Source organism: Neorhizobium galegae, from assembly GCF_017877055.1.
GTDB classification, from domain to species: Bacteria; Pseudomonadota; Alphaproteobacteria; order Rhizobiales; family Rhizobiaceae; genus Neorhizobium; species Neorhizobium galegae_D.
The window spans coordinates 772,594-796,807 of record NZ_JAGIPG010000002.1; the positions used below are offsets into that span (position 1 = coordinate 772,594).

General features: G+C 58.9%; 15 protein-coding genes. 7 read left to right on the forward strand and 8 right to left on the reverse strand.

What is annotated here, in order from left to right; all coding sequences use genetic code 11:
• Positions 1-395 precede the first annotated feature (395 nt).
• From J2857_RS14070 to J2857_RS14090, 5 genes are all read right to left on the reverse strand, one after another.
• Positions 396-866 (reverse strand): nuclear transport factor 2 family protein, encoded by a 471-nt coding sequence (locus J2857_RS14070; RefSeq protein WP_210010756.1) that lies wholly within the window; start codon positions 864-866, stop codon positions 396-398.
• A gap of 105 nt (positions 867-971) precedes the next feature.
• The gene (locus J2857_RS14075) at positions 972-1,298 is read right to left on the reverse strand and encodes a nuclear transport factor 2 family protein (protein WP_210010757.1); all 327 of its coding nucleotides are present in this window, start codon (positions 1,296-1,298) and stop codon (positions 972-974) included.
• A 13-nt stretch (positions 1,299-1,311) separates the two neighbouring features.
• Positions 1,312-2,295, reverse strand: coding sequence for a saccharopine dehydrogenase family protein (locus J2857_RS14080; protein ID WP_210010758.1), 984 nt, complete (start codon positions 2,293-2,295; stop codon positions 1,312-1,314).
• 1 nt (position 2,296) lies between these two features.
• On the reverse strand, positions 2,297-2,692 hold the full coding sequence (locus tag J2857_RS14085; protein ID WP_210010759.1) for a VOC family protein: 396 nt from the start codon (positions 2,690-2,692) through the stop codon (positions 2,297-2,299).
• Between the two features lie 15 nt (positions 2,693-2,707).
• Positions 2,708-3,451, reverse strand: coding sequence for an SDR family NAD(P)-dependent oxidoreductase (locus tag J2857_RS14090; protein ID WP_210010760.1), 744 nt, complete (start codon positions 3,449-3,451; stop codon positions 2,708-2,710).
• 136 nt (positions 3,452-3,587) lie between these two features.
• On the opposite strand from J2857_RS14090, the gene J2857_RS14095 reads away from it, so the two are divergent.
• Positions 3,588-4,469 (forward strand): AraC family transcriptional regulator, encoded by an 882-nt coding sequence (locus J2857_RS14095; protein WP_210010761.1) that lies wholly within the window; start codon positions 3,588-3,590, stop codon positions 4,467-4,469.
• An 861-nt stretch (positions 4,470-5,330) separates the two neighbouring features.
• The gene (locus J2857_RS14100; protein ID WP_210011674.1) at positions 5,331-10,433 is read left to right on the forward strand and encodes a RecQ family ATP-dependent DNA helicase; all 5,103 of its coding nucleotides are present in this window, start codon (positions 5,331-5,333) and stop codon (positions 10,431-10,433) included.
• Between the two features lie 827 nt (positions 10,434-11,260).
• On the opposite strand, the gene J2857_RS14105 is transcribed toward J2857_RS14100, so the two are convergent.
• From J2857_RS14105 to J2857_RS14115, 3 genes are all read right to left on the reverse strand, one after another.
• On the reverse strand, positions 11,261-12,595 hold the full coding sequence (locus tag J2857_RS14105) for a phosphoribosyltransferase-like protein (protein WP_210010762.1): 1,335 nt from the start codon (positions 12,593-12,595) through the stop codon (positions 11,261-11,263).
• 7 nt (positions 12,596-12,602) lie between these two features.
• On the reverse strand, positions 12,603-13,496 hold the full coding sequence (locus tag J2857_RS14110) for a hypothetical protein (RefSeq protein ID WP_210010763.1): 894 nt from the start codon (positions 13,494-13,496) through the stop codon (positions 12,603-12,605).
• 1,131 nt (positions 13,497-14,627) lie between these two features.
• Positions 14,628-18,866: a hypothetical protein gene (locus tag J2857_RS14115; protein ID WP_210010764.1), complete on the reverse strand. Its 4,239-nt coding sequence runs from the start codon at positions 18,864-18,866 to the stop codon at positions 14,628-14,630.
• A gap of 323 nt (positions 18,867-19,189) precedes the next feature.
• On the opposite strand from J2857_RS14115, the gene J2857_RS14120 reads away from it, so the two are divergent.
• Genes J2857_RS14120 through J2857_RS14140 form a run of 5 tightly spaced genes read left to right on the forward strand, consistent with a single transcriptional unit; the run spans position 19,190 to position 23,317 of the window.
• Positions 19,190-20,089, forward strand: a complete 900-nt coding sequence (locus J2857_RS14120) for a hypothetical protein (protein WP_210010765.1) — start codon at positions 19,190-19,192, stop codon at positions 20,087-20,089.
• On the forward strand, positions 20,086-20,727 hold the full coding sequence (locus tag J2857_RS14125) for an orotate phosphoribosyltransferase (protein ID WP_210010766.1): 642 nt from the start codon (positions 20,086-20,088) through the stop codon (positions 20,725-20,727). The genes J2857_RS14120 and J2857_RS14125 overlap by 4 nt, the downstream gene beginning before the upstream one ends.
• 1 nt (position 20,728) lies before the next feature.
• Positions 20,729-21,382: an MBL fold metallo-hydrolase gene (locus J2857_RS14130; RefSeq protein WP_210010767.1), complete on the forward strand. Its 654-nt coding sequence runs from the start codon at positions 20,729-20,731 to the stop codon at positions 21,380-21,382.
• Positions 21,379-22,017, forward strand: coding sequence for an HAD family hydrolase (locus J2857_RS14135; RefSeq protein ID WP_210010768.1), 639 nt, complete (start codon positions 21,379-21,381; stop codon positions 22,015-22,017). Before J2857_RS14130 ends, J2857_RS14135 begins: the two co-directional genes overlap by 4 nt.
• A gap of 13 nt (positions 22,018-22,030) precedes the next feature.
• Positions 22,031-23,317, forward strand: a complete 1,287-nt coding sequence (locus J2857_RS14140; RefSeq protein ID WP_210010769.1) for a hypothetical protein — start codon at positions 22,031-22,033, stop codon at positions 23,315-23,317.
• The last annotated feature ends 897 nt before the right edge of the window (positions 23,318-24,214 follow it).

A 24,214-nucleotide genomic window follows, 5' to 3' on the forward strand; every position in this document is an offset into this window, starting at 1 on the left:
CCAAAGGAACTGCGCCCAAGATCGCCCAACTTATTGAGAAGACGCCACTTTTCGGTGCGGGAGATAGTCGCCAATTTGGATCGAAAAATCGGTCAAAAATTATTCTCCTGGGAGACCTGGATTCCCACATGATTTCAATGACTTAGTTGGAAAGTCTTGGAATTCCCTTTGTTTTCCCATCGCGAGCGACCACGGACGCCACCTTTGTGCCCTGGCTTTGGGCATCAGTCAACGGGGCGCCAGAGCGGCAATAATTTCCGCTTTCACGAAGAAGGTGACATCGCCGGGGATGGCCGCATTGCGCCAAAGTAGACATCGCGCTACCTCGCCGCCATAAGCTACTAAAGCGGTGACAATGTCTCGCCACCGCCCTCCTTGAGCACACATAATAGAGGCTAGATCCCGGAAAGAACTCCGATGTCACCGGAGCGCCAGATATTGTCGACCGTGTTGCGGGTGATGACCCAGATGTCGCCGCTCCTCTTCAGCTCGACGTCGTAACGGTTCTTCATCAGGTAGTGACGCGAGGGATCGCTGCGGGGAATGTGCTGCGCCTCGACGAGAACATCCATGCGCGCCGTGTCGCCATTGATCGTTACCCGCGGATTGCTGACGGAATGCGTGGTGTCAAGGGTGGCGAGCGATGTCGTCAGCGCGGAGACTATGACATCCCGGCCCTCGATGACCGGATAGTCGAAGCCGGCCTTGGCGGCAGCCGGTCGGAAGTCGGAGACGGCATTTTCCGCCAGCGACGAGGCGAGGAGATTGTTGTCGCGAAGATCGATACCGGCGGCGAAGCGATAGAGAGCCTCGACAACGGCGAGCCTGTCTGCTGCGTCCTGTGCGAACGATGGCGATATGGTCATGAACGTGCTCCTTGTCGTGCCGGAGGCCTGCGGAACGCACACCTTCCCCGGCATCGGCGCGCTGCGCGCCAATGGTTGTGGTCCTAAGAACTGCTGTTAAGCCGGTTATTCGAGATCGGCGTCGATGCGCTCGATCAGGCCGGTGGGATTGATCGCGATCTTCAGGATGCCGATCTCGTGTCCGAAATCGCCGGTGAAATCGAGCCGGACGTACGAATGGAAGGTGTCCAGTTCTTCCATGGATAGCGGCTTGCTGTTGGTGCTGTAGCCGACGAAGAACCGCTCGAGGTATTGGCGGACACCAGTGCGACCAACGAAGGCGTTGCCGACCGAAACATCGTCGATGACGGCGTCGGTTGCGAACAGGGACAATGCTCCTTCGACGTCGAAGGCATTGGCGGTCGCGATGAAGGATTCGACGAGTTTTTGCATGGTTCCGGGTTTCTCAGACATCGTTGATCGAGGTGTCGGCGATGGTCTGCGCGAAGCCGGTGCCGAACAGGGTCGCGGGCGTCTGGAAACCGGGACGGACTTCGCCGCCCAGGACGCGCCGACCAGCCTCGGCTGCCGCCATCGCCGTGAAAGTGTAGCCGTTGACCGTATCGAGGACGGAACGGGTGACCTTCCCATCCGCGCCGGTCACTTCGATGGACGCCCGGTAGCGGTTCGCTAGTCGCTCGTCTTCGCTCGGCCCGTCCGGGAGCGTCGAGAGATCACCCTGTGGGAAGCCGTCGCCGGTAACATGCACGAAGGTTTCGACGTCGGGAACGCCCGTCGCCCGCCAGATGGTGATGAGGTCGGGCAGTGTGACCGGGAAGCAGTCGACGGCACCCTTGCCGAAATCGAATTTCCGAATTCCGTCGGCGGCAATGGCAACAAGCTCGCCGTCCACCCGCGCCAGGGTCTCGACGGTGACGTTCTCGTTGGCGCTGATCGCCGACCCGCGTGAAAGTCCGCCCGCCACATGCAGCGCGATCCTGATCTTGCGAGGGTTGCTCACACGCGACACCGCATGTCCTGCGAGGCTACCGAGCATGGCGACGCTGCCACCGCCGCCCGGCATCAGCATGACACCTGCCGCCTTCGCTCTGTCGTCCAAGGTCTCGGCCAGACGATAGCTGTCGAGTTCGGCAGCCGTGTCGAGATAGTGGATACTGTTGCGGATAGACGCCTTCATCAGGGCATCGGCAGTGCGCATAAACGGCCCCGCGCAGTTTAGGAGGACGGAGATGCCGGCCAGACCGGCATCGATCGTTGCAGCATCGTCGAGACCAAAGACGCGGTATTCGACGCCGAGTTCCGCAGAAAGCGTCGAAAGGGTCGCTTCGTTTCGGCCGGCGAGAACAAGCGGCGTACCTGCCGCCTTCGCATGCCGCGCCGCCATGCGGCCGGTATAGCCGGTCGCGCCGTAGATCATCAGTTTGGTCATGTCAGTGCTGCCATTCCTTGTAGACGAATTCGAGGCTGTAGCCGTCCGGATCACGGACCTGGGCGGCGTAGTAGCGGGGGTCGTAGTGGAGCTGTGCTCCCGGCGGATGGATTGCCGAGGCGCCTGCCGTCATGGCGGCGGCGAAGGCTGCGTCGACCTGGGAGGTGCCATCGGCGACGAAGCCGACATGGGCCGCACGGCCTTCGACCACGCCTTCGCGGAGCCAGAAGAATACCCGGCCGTTCGCCCCGAACCCTTTCAGATCCGGATGACCGGGAGGGCCGTCCTTCCCTTCGTAGTCGTGGGCGTGAACGATGCCGAGTGGGGCCAGCGCCGCCTCGTAGAAGGCGATCGAGCGATCGATGTCGCTGACGGAAATGAAGACATGGTCGAGCATATTGCTCTCCTTCGTTCAGATGATGTAGCCGCCCGCGACCTCGATGTTCTGGGCGTTGACCCAGCGGTTCTCGAAAGACAGAAGGCTGGCGACGACTTCACCGATCTCTTCAGGCTCGCCAACGCGGCCGAGCGCCGTCTGGCCTGCGAGTATCGCCTTGAACTCGTCGTTCAGGCCGCCGCCGAGTTCCGTGCGGATTGCGCCGGGCGCGATCGAATTCGCCCGGATGCCCCGCTCGCCGAACTCCTTGGCCATGTAGCGGGTCAGGACTTCCAGACCACCCTTGAAGGAGGCATAGGGGGCGATGCCTGAAGTCGCCACGCGCGTCGTTGCACTGGTGATGTTGATGATCTGGCCGCCGTCGGCCATCAGCGGCAGCAGGATCTGGGTCAGGAAGAACGGCCCCTTGAGATGGACGTTGAAGAGCCCATCGAACTGTTCTTCCGTCACAGTCGCGATCGGATTGAAGAGGCCGTATCCGGCATTGTTGACGAGATAGTCGAAGTTGCCCCGGCCGAAGACGGAACGCAGTTTCGATGCAACCGAATCCCGGAAGGCCGGGAACGCGCCGATGTTGCCGACGTCGAGCTTCAAGGCGACGGCCTGACCGCTGATCTCCATGATCGTCTTCACAACATCGTCAGCCTTCGCAGGGTTGCTGTTGTAGGTCACAACGACGCCCATTCCTTTGCCGGCGCATTCGATGGCTGTGCTGGCTCCGAGACCCCGGCTTCCTCCGGTGACGATGACGATCTTCATGGCTATTTCCTTGGCTGTTTGCTGTACCCTGAAGCTAGGCCTGCGCCGTCTCGCCCGCTCACCTATTCCTCTCCGAAGCTTGCCTATTTCTGCTTCCCTGTTGCGAAGGCGATCCTGACATGCCACGGTCTCCTCCATGGAAAAACAACTCCAGGATCTGCGTGACCTCGCCTCTTCGGCGGAAAAACGCCGCACGGAAACGGGAATTCCCCGTGTTGCGATGGTCCAGGGCGAGATCCCGGAGCATCGGCTTTCGGCCGTCTACGAGCCGATGATCAACCTGATCCTGACCGGGTCGAAGAAGATGACGGTCGGCGAGCGGACATTCGCCTACGACCCGGCGACGTATTTCGTCATGTCGGTCGATCTTCCGGCGGTGGGATCGGTTCACCCTTCGGTGGCGGGAGAACCCTATCTCGCGGTCAGCCTGACACTCCACCCGCCAACGGTCGCCGCCCTCATCAGCGATCTGCCCGTGCAGGTGTGCAGCAAGCTGTTCGGCTCCGGTTTCTCCGTCGCGCCGGTCAATGACGAGTTCCTCGACGCCTGGGTGCGGATGCTCCGGCTGATGGACCGTCCGGACGAAATCGCCGTGCTTGCACCTGCCTACGAGCGTGAGATCCTCTTCAGGGTGCTGCAAGGCCCGCTCGGTTGGATGCTGCGGGACATTGCAGCGCCCGATGCGGCACTGTCGCGGATCGGCGTTGCGATCCAATGGATTCGGGAAAACTTTGCCAAGCCGCTGAGGGTCGAGGCTCTCGCGGAAATGGCAGCTCTGAGCGTCTCGGCGTTCCATCGACACTTCAAGGCAATCACGGCGCTCAGCCCGATCCAATACCAGAAGCAAGTCCGCCTGCTGCATGCGCGCCGGCTTTTGATGGCCGGAGAAGGAACGGCAACGTCGGTCGCCTTCGGCGTTGGCTATGAAAGCCCGAACCAGTTCAGCAGGGAATACGCAAGGCAGTTCGGACTACCGCCCTCGAAGGATGTCGTCCGGCTTCGGGGCGACGCCGTGTGACGGGGTGCTTTCCTCCAACGGCCGCTTCGGGCCGAATGCGGCCTTCCGCCTCGCGCTAAGAGGAGACATTGGCTACGGTGACAGGACGTATTGTAGTGGGTTGCTTGCGGGTGCCAGCCAATTTTCCTAGCGCCTTCGAACGCGACGGATGGCCCAAGGAACTGCGGCCGAAATCGCCCAAGTTATTGAGAAGACGCCACTTTTCCGAGGGGGAGCTGGTCGCAAATTTAGATCGAGAAATCGATCAAAAATGACTTGCCTGGGGACTTTGGATTATCACATGATTTCAATGGCTTAGCGGAAAATCCTTGAAATCCCCTCTCTTTTCCCATCGCGAGCGACCGTGGATATCACCTTTGTGCCCTGGCTTTGGGCATCAGTCAACAGGACGGTGGAGCGGTAATAATTTCCGCGTGCGGACCTCAAGTTTGCGGTCAGGCGGCCATAGCGCCCGGCAGCTTCGCGCCCTCAACGCAGATCTTGAGCACATGGTGCCTGCCGGATCGAAAGAGGATGTCCACTCAACCCTCCGGTTGCAAGCCCGCCTTCAGAGTCCTCAGCCCGTCGCGTTATTTCTTGGCATCGAAGTACTGTGTACTATGGGGGGAGAGATGCTGCATTGGGCGGATATTGCTATGCGACTGGTTACCACCGCGCCAAGAACTCCGGCGCACATGCCCTCTGTGATGTGTATCAGGGGCGGTCGAGACAGTGGCCACGGTATAGGATCGCGTTATAAAACTGAGCTAGATAGGTGGCCATCCGGCAAAGTTCTTGTGTAGCACAAGTTGAACGTTGACCTTTCGCCAAACGCACGACCATGATCGAAAATCGTTTCATCACTTGAATAAATTGTTGCGTATGACTGAACCTTTAGAACTCTTCCTACAGCGTTGCGTTTCGATCGACCTAGAAGTTGATCCTGCAACCGCGAGCATCTTCGCTTTTGCGGCGGTGCGCGATGATGCTCGGCCCGCAATACTGGCAAAAAAGCGCGATCTCCTGGCAGCCCTAGATCGCCTGGAAGCAGAAGCAACTGGCGGCGTGCATCTGCTCGGCCACAACATACTTCGGCATGACTTGCCTCATCTTTTCGCGGTGCGGCCCAGGCTGGCGAATATTCTTAGATCACCGATAGACACTCTATGGCTCAATCCGCTCGCATTTCCGCGTAATCCCTACCACCACCTGGTCAAGCACTACCATGACGGGCGCCTGCAAGCGGGCCATATCAATGACCCTGAACTGGATGCGCGACTGGTGTTTCAGGTACTGCGCAATCAACTCGCGGCTCTGACCCAGCAGAACGCCGACCAACCCGATGCCGTCGCAGCCTTTCATTTCCTTGCTACGAGAATGGAGAACCCAGACGGGTTCGACGCGGTGTTTCGGGAGGTTCGCGGTGCTCCTGCGCCCGACCCTCTTGTGGCAACAGAAGCGATCTCACGGCTTCTGGCGGGGCGCGCCTGCGAGAGGCGGGTCGAGCAGACGCTGAACCGCCTCTCGAACCCGCAGCTTGGTTGGCCGATGGCCTATGCTTTGTCCTGGATCTTGGTCGCGGGCGGGGACTCCGTCATGCCACCTTGGGTACGGGCGCAGTTCCGCGAGGCTGCACTGATCGTGGGGCACCTACGCGACGCCAATTGCAAAAGCCCAGATTGCACCTGGTGTAGCGAGAAGAACGACCCGGTCCGCGCGTTGTCGCGCTGGTTCGGGTTCGATGCCTTCCGCGCTGAGCCGGTGGATGATATGGGCCGCCCCCTGCAGGAGCGGATCGTCGATGAGACGATGCGCGGGGCGAGCGTCCTCGGTATTCTGCCGACCGGCACCGGCAAATCGGTCTGCTATCAGATCCCCGCCCTGTCGAAGTTCGACAAGACCGGAGCGCTGACGGTGGTGATCTCGCCGCTAGTCGCGTTGATGGCCGATCAGGTGCAGGGCATGGCGCGGGCAGGAATCTCCTCTGCCGTAACCATCAACGGAATGCTTTCAATGCCTGAGCGGCAGGATGCGCTGGACCGGGTGCGCATGGGAGAGGCGGCAATGCTGCTGATCTCGCCCGAGCAACTGCGCAGCAACTCGGTCCGATCGGTTCTCGCGCAGCGCGCGATCGGGCTGTGGGTGCTGGACGAGGCGCATTGCGTGTCGAAATGGGGCCACGATTTCCGGCCGGACTACCGCTATGTCAGCCGCTTCATCAAGGAATCCTCGGGGGATGAAGCGCCCGCGCAAGTGCTCTGCTTGACCGCCACCGCCAAACCCGAAGTGGTGCGTGACATCCGAGAGCATTTCCAGTCACGGCTTGGATGCGAACTTTTGCTGCTGGACGGTGGCGCAGTGCGCACCAATCTCAGTTTCGAGGTCCGGCCGACGCAGCGGGGCACCAAGCTGGCCGACATCCTCGATGTGATCGAGACCAAGCTACCACAGGAGGGCGCTTCGGGTGCAGTGGTCTATTGCGCCACGCGTAGCGAGACGCAGCGCGTTGCCGAGTTCCTCAAGCAGCAGGGTCTGTCTGCGGAACGGTTCCACGCCGGGCTGACGTCCGAGGAGAAGCGTGACATTCAGGAACGATTTCGCATCGGCGAACTGCGAATTATCGTTGCGACCAACGCCTTCGGCATGGGGATCGACAAACCCGACATCCGACTGGTGGTCCATGGCGACATTCCCGGATCACTGGAAAACTACTTGCAGGAAGCCGGGCGGGCCGGCCGCGACCGCGCTCATGCCAATTGCGTGCTGCTCTTTGCCGAAGAGGACGTCGAGCGCCAGTTCTCGCTTTCGGCTCGCTCGCGTCTGGCCCGGCACGAAATCGGCGCGATCCTGAAGGCCCTGCGGCGACTTGACGAGCGGACGAAGAAGACCGGCACCGTGGTGGCCACCTCAGGCGAAGTTGTCCGAGCTGAACGCGATCAGGAGTTTGAGCGCGACATCAACACCGACGATACCAGGGTGAAGACCGCGGTGTCCTGGCTGGAGGAAGCCACGCTGCTGAGCCGAGAGGAGAACAAGGTTCAGGTCTTTCCCTCATCCCTCAGGATCCGCAACCTGGAGGAAGTCGAGGCCATCCTGGCCAAGGCCGCGATCACCGGCACCCGTCGCAAGCAGCTTCTGGATATTACGCGCCACTTGATGAACGCGCCGCCCAATCAGGGCATTTCCACTGACGAGCTGGCTGGGATCAGCGGATTAACAGGGGGCATGCTGAACAAGGCGTTGGCCGATCTCGAGGCGCTCGGGATCGCCCGCAACGACGTCGTCGTCACGATCTTTGTCCATGTTGCAGTCGACGGTCATTCCCAGCAGCGTCTGGCGCAGGTCGCGTGGCTTGAAACGGCGCTGATTGCCCTGATGCGTGAGGCAGCCCCCGATGCCGAAGGTGCCGAAGGCATTCCCCTGCATCTGGCCGAAACCTGTCAGGCGCTCCGAAATCAGGGGCACAGCGCTGTGCGGCCCGACATCGTGGAAAAGCTGCTGCGCAGCATGGGCCGCGACGGGCGCGATCAGGATGGTGGTAAGGGCAATTTGCGGCTGGGCAAGGCTTCGCGCAACACGTTGATGGTCACGCTGCAACGGTCCTGGCAGGCATTGGAACAGACAGCAAACCTGCGGCGGCAGGGTGGCGAACTGTTGCTAGCACACCTTCTGGGAAGGTTGCCTAAGGGCAGCCGCGGCAAGGATATCCAGGTCGAAACCACGATGGGTGATCTGCTCGCCACCCTGACAGGAGACGCGCTGCTACGCGGCAGCGGCATTCAGGACATGACAAAACTGATGGAGCGCGCACTTCTGTGGCTGCACGAGCAGGAGGTGGTAACGCTGGGCAAAGGGCTAACGATTTTCCGGCAGGCAATGACGGTCCATTTGAACACCTCGGGCGGCCAGTTCACCGTGAAGGACTTTACACCCCTAGAGGAACACTACGTTGAGCAGACAATCCAGACCCATGTGATGGCGACCTATGCCGAAAGGGGCCTTGCTGCGATGGATCAGGCGCATCGGCTGTCCGAGGATTACTTCGTGCTGGAACGCGATGCCTTTCTGCGTCGCTGGATGCCCGGCAAAGGCGGTGAGATCCGGCGTCAAACCACCGGCAGCTCCTGGAAAGCGATCGTTGAGGCGCTGAAGAATCCAGTTCAGCAAGAGATCGTCGCTGACGACCGCGAACAGACAAACGTCCTTGTGCTGGCGGGACCGGGTTCGGGCAAGACGCGTGTTCTGGTGCACCGCATCGCTTACCTGATCCGTGTCCGCCGCGAAGACCCCCGCGGCATCCTGGTGCTGACCTACAACCGGCATGCCGCCGCCGAGATACGCATCCGGCTACGACATCTGATCGGCGATGACGCGGCTGCAGTGACCATATCCACTTGCCACGCCCTCGCAATGCGACTGGTGGGCGCGAGCTTTGCCGGAACGTCGAGCGAGACCTCCCACGACTTCGACGGGATCGTTATGGAAGCCGTGCGCCAGTTGAACGGCGAAGGACTGAGCAAACCAGAGGCAGAGGCACAACGTGATACGCTGATTCAGGGCTATCGCTGGATTCTGGTAGACGAGTATCAGGATATTGGCCCTGAGGAATATGCATTGATTTCCGCCGTTGCAGGCCGCTCACTGGACGATAAGGAGCTTCGGCTCAGCTTGTTTGCAGTGGGCGACGACGATCAGAACATCTACGCCTTCGCTGGGGCATCCATCCGCTTCATCCGCCAGTTCGAGGCCGACTATAATGCACGACCGATGTTCCTGGTCGAGAACTACCGCTCGACTGAGCATATCATTGCAGCCGCTAACGCAGTCGTTGCGCCAGCCGCGGCCCGCATGAAAGCCGGCCACGACATTGCCATCGATCGCAAACGCAGCACGGTGCCGCCAGGCGGAGAGATGGCGGCGCTCGATCCTGTGGCCCGTGGGCGGGTGCAAGTGCTGGACTGCCCATCTGGCGATGTGGCGCAGGCGATGACCGCAGTTGATGAACTCGTCCGCCTATCGCGCCTTGATCCGGAGTGGAGTTGGTCGCGTGCGGCGGTCATAGCTCGTGACTGGCGGCGGTTGGCTCCGGTGCGCGCTTATGCCGAAACGCTGGGCATTCCGGTGGAGATGGCAAATGAGAGCCTGCCCAGCATCTGGCGGCTGCGCGAAATGCAGCAGTTCATCGACGTCCTGCGCCGCGATACTACACGTTTGTTGGGCGTCCGTGATCTGGTGGGTATGCTGAACGCGATACCGTCCAACCGCTGGACGGACCTGATCGCCGAAGGCGTCGCCGCGCTGGCGAAAGAGCTTGCGAACAAAACCATGCCCGTGCCTGACCTCGTCGAGTGGTTCGCTGAGTGGGCCCATGATGCGCGCAGCGATCAGCGCGCACTGCTGCTGCTGACGGCGCATCGATCGAAAGGCTTGGAGTTCGACGATGTCGTCATTTTGAATGGCGGTTGGGACCGGCCCTCTAAGGGCGAGGATCCTGATGCGCCGCGCCGCCTCTTTTATGTCGCCATGACCAGAGCGCGACGTAGCCTTGCCATCATTGCCGAAGGACAGCATTTGTTCGTCCCGGACGGCGAAGAGTATGCGCTGCGCCGCGCCGCGCCAGACATCTCTGATGCCGCCGATTCTCCGGCTGTGCTATACCAAGTGCCGAACCTCAAGACCGTGGACCTGTCGTGGGCCGGGCGTCTCGGGCCGGGTCATCCCTCGCTTGTCGCAATCTCGGCGGCAAAGGCAGGAGCCCCACTTCAGATCGTGCGCGATGGCCTCACTTGGATAATGCAGGATGCTCGGGGACAAACTCTCGGACGCATGGCCAAAAGCTGGTCACCTCCGGAAGGACTCAACTTCCTCCGCGGCGAGGTCGGCGCCATCGTGCGCTGGCGCAAGGCCGACAGTCAGGAAGAGTTCCGGGTGCACCTTCACCGAGATGTTTGGGAAGTAGTTGTGCCAGAGCTTGTGTTCGGCTGATAGCTTGCTCGTCACGAACGTCAGTATTTTGACTGTGCGATGTGGTGTCATCGCACAGCGTGGACAATGACAAAAGATCAGCTTTGAGCCCTTTTGAAACCTTTGCGGTTACAGACTAAACGTCTGCTTTCCGCTCTGTAACATTGGGAGAGTCAGCCTGATGTCGACTCCAAGCGGCCCTTTTTGAGGCAGCCGAATACGGTCCCCAGCCGTCTTTTACTGATCTCTGGACGTTCTCGGGATCTGGAGAACGTCACATAGTTTCTGACTCGAAATTGCACCAAGTAGCTGTAAAGGCGTCATTTTTTTCAGTGGGGAATGGCAGCTACTAAACAGGGAAATAGGTCCCAAAATCGCTTGCCTGGGGACCCGCAAGCAACCCGCTACAATACGTTCTGTCACCGTAGCTAATGTCTCCTCTTAGCGCGAGGCGGAAGGCTGCATTCGGCCCAAAGCGGACCGCAAATCATGTGTAAGCAAGAAGTCGGCGGCGATCACAACGCCCGTCCATGCCAACATCGATATCGCCGCCCTGACTTGAGGGGCAATCACCGCGGCGTCCGTCTGTTTGTTTCCACGCGGAACCGAGCCGGTTGCGTGGAAACCAATAACTGGGCTTTCTTCGAGTCCAGCAATAGGCCGTAACGCACTTCGTTAGCTAGATCGGCGCCACTTCTGCTTTGAAATATTGGTGCTCTACACAGTTAGGACGCCTGTGTTTGCTCTCGGCGAGAAACAAGCGCTCGGTCGCACAACCTCTCGGGTCTGAGTGTTTGTTGTAACCGACACTACCTAATGTTTGATCCGGTTGTAGCCTATCGTGAAGTTTAGGGCAGGTAGAGGAGCGACGCATCCGACACCCGTCTTGCGTCAATAAAGAGCGGGCGCCATTGGACCGAGCCTTTGTCATGTGCGACGTTGCCGTCAAGCCATAGCAAAGGCAAACATACCTTCGGGACGCTCCTTGAGAAGATGACTGTCGACGCAAACCGACCGGCGCCTAGTGCGAACAGAGAAGCTTTCTCAACGAGGGCCTCTGGGGGAGCCTTGCCCGTCAGCCAATTTATGGCGAGTTGATTACCGATCCTCTCGCAGAACGACATCTCCTCGTTTGTCCAATCGTCCGCTATTCCGAACGCCAAGGGCCTCACATGATCGTGCAGCGCGCGAAAGTAGTCATCAGGTGTGATGCTGGCACCGATTTTCAGATTCTCGGCCAAATCAGTTTCCAAGAACCCAATGGTTTCGGAAGTGGTGGCGTCGACGCGAACCTTTCCGCTAAGACCCAGCGATCGTATGGCTTGGCGTACGACCCGCAGTCCGAAATCGCTTACGATGCCAAAGCGGAAGACGACGGTCGCGGCTGGTGGGTTCGCCACTATAGCTTTTAGTCGGCGCACCGCCTCGCTTCCGCTCCATAGTCCGTCCTCGTATATTACAAACTCGTCCACAGCGACATCCGGGAAATCCATGGTCGCGGTCTCTTTGTTCCAGCGAATGGCCATTACTGTGGATTTCTCAAACCCGTGCACAAGCAATGACTTGATTTCACTCCAACTGCCGCCCTCGTCGTCATCTTGCACATAGCAGTTTGCCCGTTCGATGCCTAATGTGTCTGCTGGCTTTTGAGCGAACGCGTAATGGGGCAGATCCGCGGTGCGCACGACCCGTAACTGGGCAGCGATCTTTTGCCCGACCCTCGGGTATCCGAGCGCTGAAAACTGTTGCAGCCACGCCTCGAGATTGACTGGCGGCCCGTCGAACTTTCTGACCTCCGTCCGGGCATGAGTTCGCCAGTCGACGCATGTTGCCTCGAAATGCTGCTTTATCTCGCGGGCCAATGCCTTTGGTGGCAACTTTCGAATATCTGGATCGCCAAAGTCTTCCGCTTCCCACCAGTTTGTAAGCTCAACGATACTGGCATCAACGTCTCGCTCGATCAGTAGCCTGTTTTTAGGACTGGGAGAATAGGCCGCCATGATAGCGGTCATCTCCCGCGCGACGGAGATCCCAATATCGGTCGTGTACTTCTTCGCGGCGGCGTCGCTAAGTATTTTCACGCGTTGGCGCGCGCTCGGAATGAGCAGTTCCCGAATTGAGGTCTCGACCTTCGATAATTGGCTCGCCGTGACGACGATGAAGAGAACACCGGTGGACGCCATAGATGGTTCAGGTCCCGCGGTGTACTACGTCCAGCAATGCGCCAAGTGGAATCTTGAGCGCTCTCAGTTCGTCGTAGGACAGACGATCAATTGCGGCATGAGCGAACCATCTGGCACGTCCGAGGACCTCATTGGTCGGGTCGTTCACGATTGCGATTGCCGCCGGTTCATGTTCCGCCGCTCCTTTTCCGCCGCCCTTACGCGTCTCGTATGCTGCGGCCTCCGAAGCATGTATCTGCGCCAACACCTTCCCGCGCAGGGCGGTGGTGATCTGAGCTTCGTTCACCCTAGCTTGAAGGAGTTCCGATAGGCGCTGCCGACGAAAATGCCCCCATCTTCTTACTTCTTCTGGCGCATGGGTGCGTAAGGCCATTATCCACGCTTCGAATTTGGCATCCGACAATAGATGTTCTTCCAGCCGCGCGAGCGCTTGGCTCGGCAAAGACTTGGAGAACTCGGCCCGTATGGTGTCGTGCTCCACCGTTGTTGCTTTAGGTATATCAAGCTCGTCATCAGAGGACGCCGCAGTCTCTCTAGACAGCAGCAGTCCTGTGGAGATGCTAAGCACTAAGTGCTGCTTGGAGTTCGGGCTAACAAAAGTCCGCCATATATCCGGCGACGCGAGTGTTGAGGGCGTTTGTATCTCGCGGCCTTTCACATGATGAAGTGTGTCCATGCCCTGCTTGCCGATGCGCTCTAGCTGCTCAGACAAGTATTGCTCGATGAATGCGGTGAGCGCCCCGGACCCTTTCGGAATTCCCACGGCTGCTCTGACGTCCAGGTTCGGGGCAGCCGATCGTATAATTGAGGCGATCTGTCCGCCCGTGAGCGTCGGCTTCTGCGATTGCGAGATGGCTGCTCGGACGGCGCCCACTGCGGTGTCAATTTCATTGTTGGTCAAGTTATCTAGCTCCAAACAGAGGAATGCGCCGCCCCAAGCAGTTGGGACGACGCAAACCAAACCAGTGACTAGTCGAAAGTTATCGACTAGGAGCTAGCCAGCATGGGTCTCAATCCATGCTGCGTACGGATTCCGTGGACATCCCGATCCGACCTTTGGCATAAATCATGTCCATAAAGAATTCGATCAAGCCATTTCGGCGATCAACATTCTTCTGCCAACATCTTTTAAATACGCGATCACGTGATTGGTTGCAAGCGGTCGATCGCCGATACTTGCCTTCGGCATGACGCTCCGTCTCGATTGATCCCTCTTTCGGTGCTGTAGAACATTCGAACTCGCTGAGCATTCCTGTTTACCTTGGCTCAAGATGCATTGGTGATGAAGGCCGTTGCCGAACAGCAGTTTACCGTAAGATCTGGCCAAAATCGACCGAGTGCAAGCGGCCTCGTGTCAGCCATTCAGTGCGAACTTACTAATGTCTCCTATTGCCGCGAAGCTGCCGCGCGCCTAATGACGGCTTCACCGTCAAACGGAAGGTACGAAAGCGGGAGATTATTGCCGCTCGCCCGCCCAGTTGACCGATGCCCAAAGCCAGGTCACAAAGGTGGCGTCCATGGTCGCTCGCGATGAGAAACAGAGGGAATTTCAAGGATATTTCAGCTAAGCTGTTGAAATAATGTGAGAATCCAGGTTACCCAGGCAAGCTCAATTTTTGTACTATGGACGCCTTCTAGATTACTCTTAATTTGCAATTGTTTCCACCTTTTTTCGACGGGTCAATCCGCTCTATTATTGCAAAGTATCCCAATCTAAGATTGTTCCGCAATTTAGCTGGGGACCCAGTCTCCTGCAACGGAAGCTTCCATTCCGATCGATAAGTGGACATCCCTGCTCCGCTTGAACAGTGGTCACATAATAAACGGAGGACAGCTCGGTTCTCAATTGATTTTGACAGTAAACCCACCATCAGAGCACAATCTGCGACGCGGCCTACAGCACCTTCATTTTCGGAATCGAATTGAACAGAGCGACAGAGGACAACTGATTGTTATTGCCTTTGCCTGAAACGGTGCAATGATTACCGGGTGTAAACTTGATCACTGCAAGTTCCGTTTTACAAATCAAACGCTAGGCTTCCATCGCTAAAACCTGGCGGGAAACAATTCCCTGCCACCTCCTTGCCATGCGCCTAAACTCCCCAGCGGAATTCATGGCGGCCATATGAAGCCTCGCCCCAGCAAAGCGCAACTGGTTCTTTGCCCCCCCAATCCAGAGATGCTCTATCGGATTAGGATCATGTAAAAGGTCAGCAGACAAAGATATTGTACGGGCGATGTTGAACCTCGTAACAGCGAGTTCACTGCCAAACCACGATCGCTCAAGCATAGCGACAGCGCAATGCAAAGACGCTGCGCGCTTGAAATATGTATGGGCGTCGTTCCCATCGCCCTTAACGCCTCTTCGAAAGTATAACTGTGCTACTGATCCCAATACCTCGCGACTAGTGAAATTGTCAGCAAGTGCATCTGAAACACCCCTGGGCGTTCTATCGTCCGACATCTTAAGTGTCTCAAGATTTCGAAGCATAGATGGCAGATAGGCGTCAACTTCTTCGGCCACTTTGTCACAAACAGCGTCCAAACCGATCCAATCAACACTCCCGCCAAGTTCGAAAGTCAAATGCTCCTTCAGCAAAAGTATCTCAGGCACTTTCTCCGGCGTGTCGGAAAGTGACTTCACGAGTGCGTCTGCTTCAGTCAACCTGTCAAGGCGCTCGCTGTCGGCAAGTCCTTCCAGCTCGATCGCAGTAACATGTAGTGTCTTCGCTAATGAAATCGCCGCAGACTGCCGCAAATCGGCACGCTCTGCTTTACCAAGCACCTCGCGGAAACCAGAAATTGCTTCCGCTACCCTCCAAGTGTAACGGTGATACTCTGCTTTGTGAAATACCAACTCTTCCGAGTCCGGAATTTTCTTCAGGCCTTGGTTGTAAACATCAACAACCCGGTCGATGTCTGGCTCCTTACCGGAATGGACTGCTTGTGACCTAACTAATTGTCCACAATTGCGCGCCCTAATATAGATCAGGTCCACGGACCTTTTGCAATAACGCTCGACCTTTCTCAACGCGCCTTCCCGGTTGTTGTATTCTTTTTCCAGCATATCCAATTTGTCTTTTAAGCGCATACGGTCGAACTGTTTACCCTCTCGTTCGACTTCGGAGCGGACAACACGCTCGATACTGCCCTCCTCCTTCCAGCGTCGTGTTTTTATCCATAACCACAATCGCGCCACTCGGGGTGACTGCTTCTCTTCATCGGGCAGGTCCTTCACCCATTTTTCGGCATTCCGCATGGTCGAGAGCAGAGAGATACTGATCGGCGCGCTTTCGACGATGTCGAACATTGCCGTCGCAGAGACCTCGTCGACTTCGCCGTTCTCACCGTCTTCCACCAACAGCCGCACCATCCAGGCGTCGACCGAAGGGTTATTCTCCGTCAGATCCCTGCAGATAGCGAGAGCAGCTCTGGTTTCGCCAAGTATGGCGTGCAATCGTGCTTTCTCGATGAGCTCCAGGGCACCCAAATCGCCGTTGGCTGCCCTTTCCATCGGCACCAAGATTTTCATGGCCCTGCGCGCAATTCCAGTACGCGCTTCGGCGCTACGCTCCAGTCGCATCGTGGACCGTAAGAGCGACGCCACCCGCCCGCGCAATTCGCCGGCCCAGTTCTCGGGCTGGCCATACAATTCCAACAATAAAGCGATACTTGAATCGACAATCTGTTGGCGGGGCTTGGTGCTCGCTTCAAGCTTCACGTAACGTCTCGTCGTCCGCAAGAGGAACCGCCAGGCACGCATGTCTTGCGGCGCTGCCCGCAGACAATCTTGAGCATGCAAGCACGCCTTTTCCAGTTCGAGGCATTGCCCGGCAGGTTCACGAACCAGACGCGACCGCAGAATGGCCACCCGCGCCATTTTCCAATGGGTGAAACTGTTCGTCTCCTGCTTCGCCGACAGGTCAAGGAGGGGACCTAGCTCCGCATCGATGGCTTCTGCCGCATCGACATCGCCGAACGAAATAAGGAGATCGGCGGTGTTGAGCTTGAAGCTAATCATGGCATCTTTGAGCAACTGTGCCATTCGATCCTCTTGCCCGACACGTCCAGAACCATGCCCGGCATTGTCGAGGGCCGACAATATGTCCTGGCGCGCAGTCAACACCTGTTGCTGCACATCATATTGCGACGTAGCGAGGTCGAGCGCACCATCGATGCCGATGAGCTGGCGCGAATTGAACGTTACGCCGGTAAGCACAACTTTCATGAGGCTGTCCAGGGCCTCAAGGAAAACCCTCTTCCTGACCGCGACGGTATCTGCCTTGGCGCGCGCAGCAATAATCAAACCGCTGATTGCGTCATCGGGGTCGAGATGCTCGACCGCTCGTTTTCGGAACTCGGCAGCCGCCAGAAATTCTCTTTCCTCCGACAAAGGCGGCACATCGTCGTATACTGCCAGTTGATAAAGAATTGCGCTTAAATGGGTCAAGAGCGGGTTATCCGGCGGTACCGTGCGGACCAACCATGCCACAGCGTCTTCGATAGCCCTGTCGATATCCGCACGCCCGTCCGAACGGACGACTGCAAGGATACGCTTGACGGCGTCCAGGAGCACGTCCTGCGATTTCGTTTCACTGCGCCGTGGTCTGGTCATTTGTTGCGCAGCCTTCGCACGCATTGCATGCAACGCGAAACCAACCAAAATCGGCTCTTTTCCTTTAGAGAACCAGCGCTTCAGGCACAAAGTTTCGCGCGGTATCGGGGAAAGCCCGGATCTACTCAAATCCTCGTCCGAAATCGGCAGCATCTTGACCACCGCCATTGCCATCAGGCTTTGCATAGCAGACTCACTGGCTTCTTCATCATGGCCAAGAATAGAAAGCACGACGCGCTCGGCGACGTCGGTCGCCGCCTCCAAAATCGACAGAGCTAGTTGTTGGGGATCTGGAGCTTCGCCCTGGGCGTTTAGGATGTCGCGGTGGAATTCCCCAGACCCAAAATACAACGGACCCGGATGAAATAACTCCTGGTATCCATGTGGTCCGTCGAGTGCAGCTATGGCCAGTTCGGCGAGGTCGTCCGGCACATTGCAGGGACCTTTCAGAAATTCAACGGCTTCATTTCTCGCCAGCGCCTGCAATACGATAGACCGACGGGCCATGGCGCGTGGGGAAATTTGCCCGGCTGGCGATTCGATCACGACAAGGCTCGCCCTGATCGAGGTCTGCTCAATCAGCACTTGGATCTGGCGCGCCGTTGTCTCGTTTGCCTCGATATTCGGATAGTCGTGAAACACCACCAGTCGCCCGGAGTGGAGATCGACAGGCGGTATCGCAGATTTCAGAAAGGCGATCGCATCGCCGAATTGAGAGGCCTCGCGATCCACATAGTCTTCCAACCCGCTACCGCCGCTGAAAGATACCGCATCGGACCTCGATGTTGTTGCTGCAGGGCTGTTCCGGCCGAGAGCGAGAGCAAGATAAAGCGCACGTTGCGGCGATTCAGCCGAGGCCAGATCCACAAAGAGGAGGCTCGGCTGATCATTGCGCCCTCTGTATCTTTTCGCCAGTTCATCGACACCGGCCCGGATGACGGAGCTTTTGCCCGAAGACGGCGGACCATCAAGTGTCAGGAGAGCGTTGCGGTTTGCGGGATCCATGAAGAGATTAACCAGGACATCCACGTATTTTTGCCGGCCGAAGGCTTCAGGCTTGAAGATGGTGCGCAGTCCCGATGGTATGGTTTCCGGCGTCAGCCGCTGGACGTACTGCTTTTCCGGCGGCCTAAAACCACCAGGGTCGGCTCGATCGGCAGGCGGGAGTCCGCGAAGCTTGCCTTTCGCCTGCCGCTCCTCCTGTTCGCGCAGATATTGGCCATGGGTATTGAGGAGATCAAGGATTTCAGCAATTAATTTTGGGTCCGCCCTATTCCAGTGATTAATGAGGTCGGCCTGAAACGCAAGCTCACGCCTCTTCCCGTGGCCGTCTGATTGGCGCGGCTGAATATCTTCAGCAAACAGACATATTAATTTCTTCGTTACCCTGAAATGTACGCGGGCATCTCCTTTGCGCTGTGTACCAGATCGCCATCGCGAATAGTCGCCATTGTCGATGCCAAGATCTCCCCGCAACACCTGGACACCTGCGCTTAAGCTGGACCTGCTCGCGCTACCGACGCCCAAGCGTTCGGTCACCAGAGATAGATTGAGCGATTCTGTGAAAAAGTACTCCACCCTTTCCACCAAGGCCGGATTCGGCCTGGGCAACACCTCGGCTTCGTGTTCGATCGCTGCTTGAGGGTGGTCATCCATGCGCGCCGCTCCGGGCAGTCGACGTGAGCGAAAGCGATAACTCACGCCAATCCGGGGCCGCCCATGACTTGCCGGGCGTAAGACTGCTGTTCCTGTAGAACGTCATATCCATCTTCGTTGCCTCAAATCCCGCTACACGTTTTTGGTTAGTCTATGGGTGCTTCGCGCAGTCTTGCAATAGCCCTGGCCTTGGCGGAATTCTTGGCGGGAACCTTGGCGGAGCGGCGCCAAGATCACCGCAAATTGATACCCCCGCTTCGTTGAGCGCAGTCTGACCTCCTCGCCCGGCACATGCCGCAGCGAGACAACTGGAGGTTCAGAAAATGAATACCGAGAAAGACTTCACACCGGATAGGCAGCGGGACGAGCCACTGTCCATATGGGCTGGCAACAGCCCTACGTCCACCCTTCATTTCTTCGAAACCCGGGTCAATGGCCTGCTTCGCACAACCGGCTTGTTGCTAATCCATCGCTCCGTACGCGCCAGTGATGAAATTCCGACGGGCCAAGCCAAACTGTTGGGCAGGATGGCGCAGCAGCGGCCCGATGCCACCGCGCATGGCAAGGTCGCAATACTCAGGGGCAGGAGGCTGAGTGTATATCAGGCCGGCCCAGATGGAGGGCTTGTCCGCGCTCTTTGTGGAAATGCGACGGCGGCGGCTATCCACGCCCATGGTTCAGCCTCCGGGCAGCTTGAACTGGTCGGGCCGGAGAATGTCGGGATCACCGCCGAGTTTCACCGCTCCGGCGACTCGGTCTCGCAGGTCTGGCGGATCCCGGACATTATCGTGACCGAGTTCGAGTGGAATCGCCGGCGCTGCGCGCATATGTCGGGTCTCAATCGCTATGTGCTGGTGTTCGACGGCCTGCCCGACGGCATCGATGCCGAGACCTGCCGGAGACAGCTCTCCGCCGGCCACGCGAACACGAAGCTCGCCGTGTTCGGCGACGATGCGGCACCGAACCACGTTTCCTTCTTCAACGCAACGGGCCGGCACGGCGCCGCGCCGATGACCGGACTCGCGTCCCTGGCGGTCGCCGCCGAAGCATTGCCCCACCTCGCCGCCTGCATCGACGGGCGGGGGATCACCTACCAGACAGCGTCGGGGCGCGAGATTTGCAGGCTCCCGGACGTTAGCCGAGGCAAGGACGGAAGGCTGCGGATCGGCATGCCTGATGTCGACGCATTTGTCGCACCGCCGATGTCGGAGGTACTGCAATGAGCGACTTTGCCAAGGCCCTCGTGGAAAGGGGCATAATCAAGGTGCCGGGCGTCCCGGGCGACCGGTTCCCCGGACGCAATGGCGCGCCGGGCATGGCCTATGTCGCCGACATTCGTGGGGCGATGGCCGATCCGGATCAGCGCGAACTGATCGTGGAGAGGCTCGCAAAACAATTCCGCCGGGACTTCACATCCGCTGACACCGTTGGCTGCGTCGCGAAGGCAGGCATCGCCTGGGGCAGTATTCTAGCATGGCAGCTCGGCCTGCCCGCCGTCACCGTCCATCTCGACGGCCCCCGCAAGTCCGGCCTCCAGCGCCAGATCGAAGGTTCGGTCGCCGGTCGCCGGGTCGTCCTGATCGACAACCTGACCCGCACACACAGTTCTCTGATCTCGGCCGCGCTGCTGGTCAAGGCCGAAGGCGGCACGGTGGAAGGGGCGATGGCCGTCATCGGCCTCGAAACAGGTCCGGCCGGGTTCCGGGTCTCCACCCTTTGCAGCGAGGAAGATCTCGAGCGCGAAGGCCTGCTTCAGGGCGTGCTCAGCCCTGAACATCTCCACGGCCCCATCGCGGAGGCCGCAGCCACCCAGCCCGCGGGCAGAACGAAAAACCAGCAACTGAAAACCAAGGAGACTTAACATGAACACAACCATAACGCGTTACGAGCAATCGGGCATCACGATCCAGAGCCGGGACAAGATGCTGGCGATCGATATCGGCAAGTTGACGCCGGCCGAGACTGTCGCAGGCATGCCAAAACCGCACGCCTCGCTCGTCAGTCACAGGCATGCGGACCATTTCTGCCCCGAACACCTGCGTGTACTGGGGGCGCCGACCCTAGCCCCCGGTGACGTGCTGCCCCTCGTCGGCGAAGGCCAGGTCGCCACGGAGCTGCAGCCGGGGCGGGCCGCCACCATCGCCGGATATACGATCACCGCGCTGGAGGCCGATCATGGCCCGAATCTTTCGGCGCCGATCCAGAACCTCGGCTTCATCATCCGTAGCCCGGACGGGCATAGCCTCTACTTCGCCGGCGACATCGCTCGTCCCGGGGTGCTGTCGATGGAGCGCTTCGATACCGTGGTCCTGCCGGTGTCCGGCGCCGGCTTCGTTTTCAACGCCGCCGAGGCGCTGGAATATCTCGAACTGATCGGCCACCGCGGCAGGGTGATCCCGGTACACGATACCGGGCCGTCGGATCCGGACGCGGTCAAGCGTTTTGTCGCGCTCGCGCCCAACCATCTCGAGGTCATCGCACTGGCGGTCGGAGCATCGGTGGAGGTATCGGAATGAGCGCCTTCCTTGGTTTCGACGCCGACGGGGTCCTGACGGATTCCCGTCGCTCCGCCTTCGGCGCGGCCAGCAAGATTCTCGCCTTGCTAGGGGCGCCTGAAGAACTGTCCGAACAGGGCGACTTCGATCGCCTGTTCGGAGCGGAGGCACTCGACAAGCTTGTCGGGCATCATCGCGCGGACGCGTTGCGCGGCACGCACAGGCTGGCAATGCTGCATGCCTCGGCAAGCCTTCCGCTGTTTGAAGCTACGCTGGCGGTGATTGGCCGCCAGCCGCTTCCCCGCATCGTCATCACCGCCGCCTACGCCGATGGTGTGAGGACCGCGCTGGGTCGGCATGCCCGGCTCTTCGATTCGATCACTGGCTTCGAGACCGGTCGTAAGGCCGAGCTCATGGCCGCCATGGCCAGCCGGATGCGGGTCTATGTCACGGACTCGTTGTCGGACCTGCGGATATGCCAGCGGTTGAACATTCCGACCATCGCCGTCACCGGCGGCTATGACAAGGCCGAAGACCTGATCGCAGCCGGCGCCGACCTGATCGCAACGACACCCGGCGAACTCGAAATCGCGCTCGCCCGCTTCCATCCCCAGCAGTTAACCCACATCAAGGAGAACGACCATGACTTTTCATGACCCACTCGCCAGCATGCGCCTGACTGAACTCGCCCTCCAGTCGGGCGGTCGCCAGATCATTCCGATGTCGACAGTCAGCCGACCGGCCATTTCGGCTTGCTTCAGCCGGAAGATCGACACGGATGGCTATGCGTTCTGCGGCATCGATGCCATGGTGGACATCGATGGCCGGCCACGCATCATTGAGGTCAACGGCTCCAATGCCGGGCTCACCAGCCTCGGCGATCCCCAAGGCGACCGTCGGCGCGCCGAGCACCAGGTGCAGGCCGCGCTCGGCCGGATCCAGGGCGCGGACCGCGGCGCCGTGCTGATTTGCTTCGCAGCCGATACCCTCATTGTCGGGGAGATCATGGCGCGCGCCATGCTGGTGCATGAACTGGTCTTGCAACACCGGCAATGCCAGTTGGGAAGCGCCGATCTTGATCCGACGGACCCATTCGTCGTGGCGGTCGACACCGTCGAACGTATTGCCTCCCATGTCACCAGCGTGGCGGGGCGGCTCCACTATCGCGACTATCCGGTGGTCAGTGTTGGCAATGTCAATCTGGCGGCCGAGCTCGTACGCAGGGGGATCATCGAGCGCGACGGCGCAGACTATGCGGTCGATTGCAATATCTTCCACGACGGCCGCCTTGCTCCGTTGATCCATGACAAGGGCATGCAGCAGATACTCGCCCAGGGGACAGGTTTCTCGCCAGTCCGGCATCTGATCAGCATGAACTCCGACGAACTGGTGGCGGCCGTCCAATCAATACTTCGCGAGGAACGGGCGGCAGTCATCAAGCCGAATGCGACGTCTGGCGGCGCCGGGATCGATTTCTTCGGCCCCGGCACCCACGAAGCCGATATTCGTGCGACGCTTGATCTGCAGATCGAGAAAGTCAAAGCAAAATACGGGCCGGAGGCGGGGAAGAGCATGTGGCCGATCCGCGTCTTCGAGTTCGCTCAATCCACAGGGTACCCGGTCGGCACCGACCACCATTTGTGGGATATGCGCGTCAGTTGCCTGATCCGCCCTGGCGAGGTCGAGATGACGATCTGCGGTCTGCGTATCTGCCCTGAGCCCTTCGTTCCAGGACAGTACACGCGAGCGACGGCGTGCTCCAATACGACCGGCCGCATGCCTTCGACCAGCCGCTTCCGCGCACCGCTCGCAGAGGCTGACGCGCCCACGGCGCTGATGCGGGCGGCTGGGGTCGACGACCAGATGTTTGAGCGCGTTCTCGATGCCTGCGCGGCGTGGTGCGAAGCGGCATGGCGGCACGCGTCAAGGAACTGCTTCAGCGAAGTCAGCAGGTAAGTTGTCTGGAAGCGAGAAAGGTCGACATGGGCGGCATAGGCTGCGCAACATCACACTAATCAACATCACACTAATACGGTGAGGCGAGGTCCTTAGGCCGCGCCCCACCTATTGTTCAGCGCCAAATGCGCGCGAGGCTATTTTCGGCAATTGCGCGCCCTATGTCCGCCAAAGGCCGAAGCCGGAATTTATTTCCGCCAGCCCGCCCGGTTGACTGATACCCAAAGCCAGGGCACAAAGGTGGCATCCACGGTCGCTCGCGATGGGAAAACAGAGGGAATTTCAAGACTTTTTACTAAGCCTTTGAAATCATGTTAGAATCCAGGTCTCCCAGGCAGGCCATTTTAGGCCGCTTTTTTCTCTAAATCGGCGACCCTTTCCAATTCGAAAAATCGACGTCTTCTCAACAAGTTGAGCGGTCTCGGCTGCGATCCTTCAAGCCATCAGTCAACCTCAAGCGACCCAAGAAATTTGGCTGGGGACCCGCAAGCGACAACCGCATTGGGGACCGAAATCTTACTGTCGGATATCGCGTTGGAGAAAAAGGTAACGCTGACATGGAAGCATATGTTGCTGTCGTGCGCTTTCGGCCCAAAGCGGCCATTGGCGACCGACTACGATGAGGGAGCTCGTGCATTCAAAGCAATCATTCATCCCAATATTGTTTTTGGTCGAACGCGGACCATGCGAAGCACGAAACAAGACCGCGCTCTACTGCTTGGCGGACCACTCGAGACAACCCAAATTAATGTAAGGCGTTTGAGCCCTCCCGCATGATGTTAGATAGATTACTCTTTCGATGGAAAATTGTCCTCTTAGCGATTGGCTCTCATCAGCATGCCGATCCACCATCGGATACGTCGCGGAAGGATCAGCATAGCATTTGAACTTGCGGAC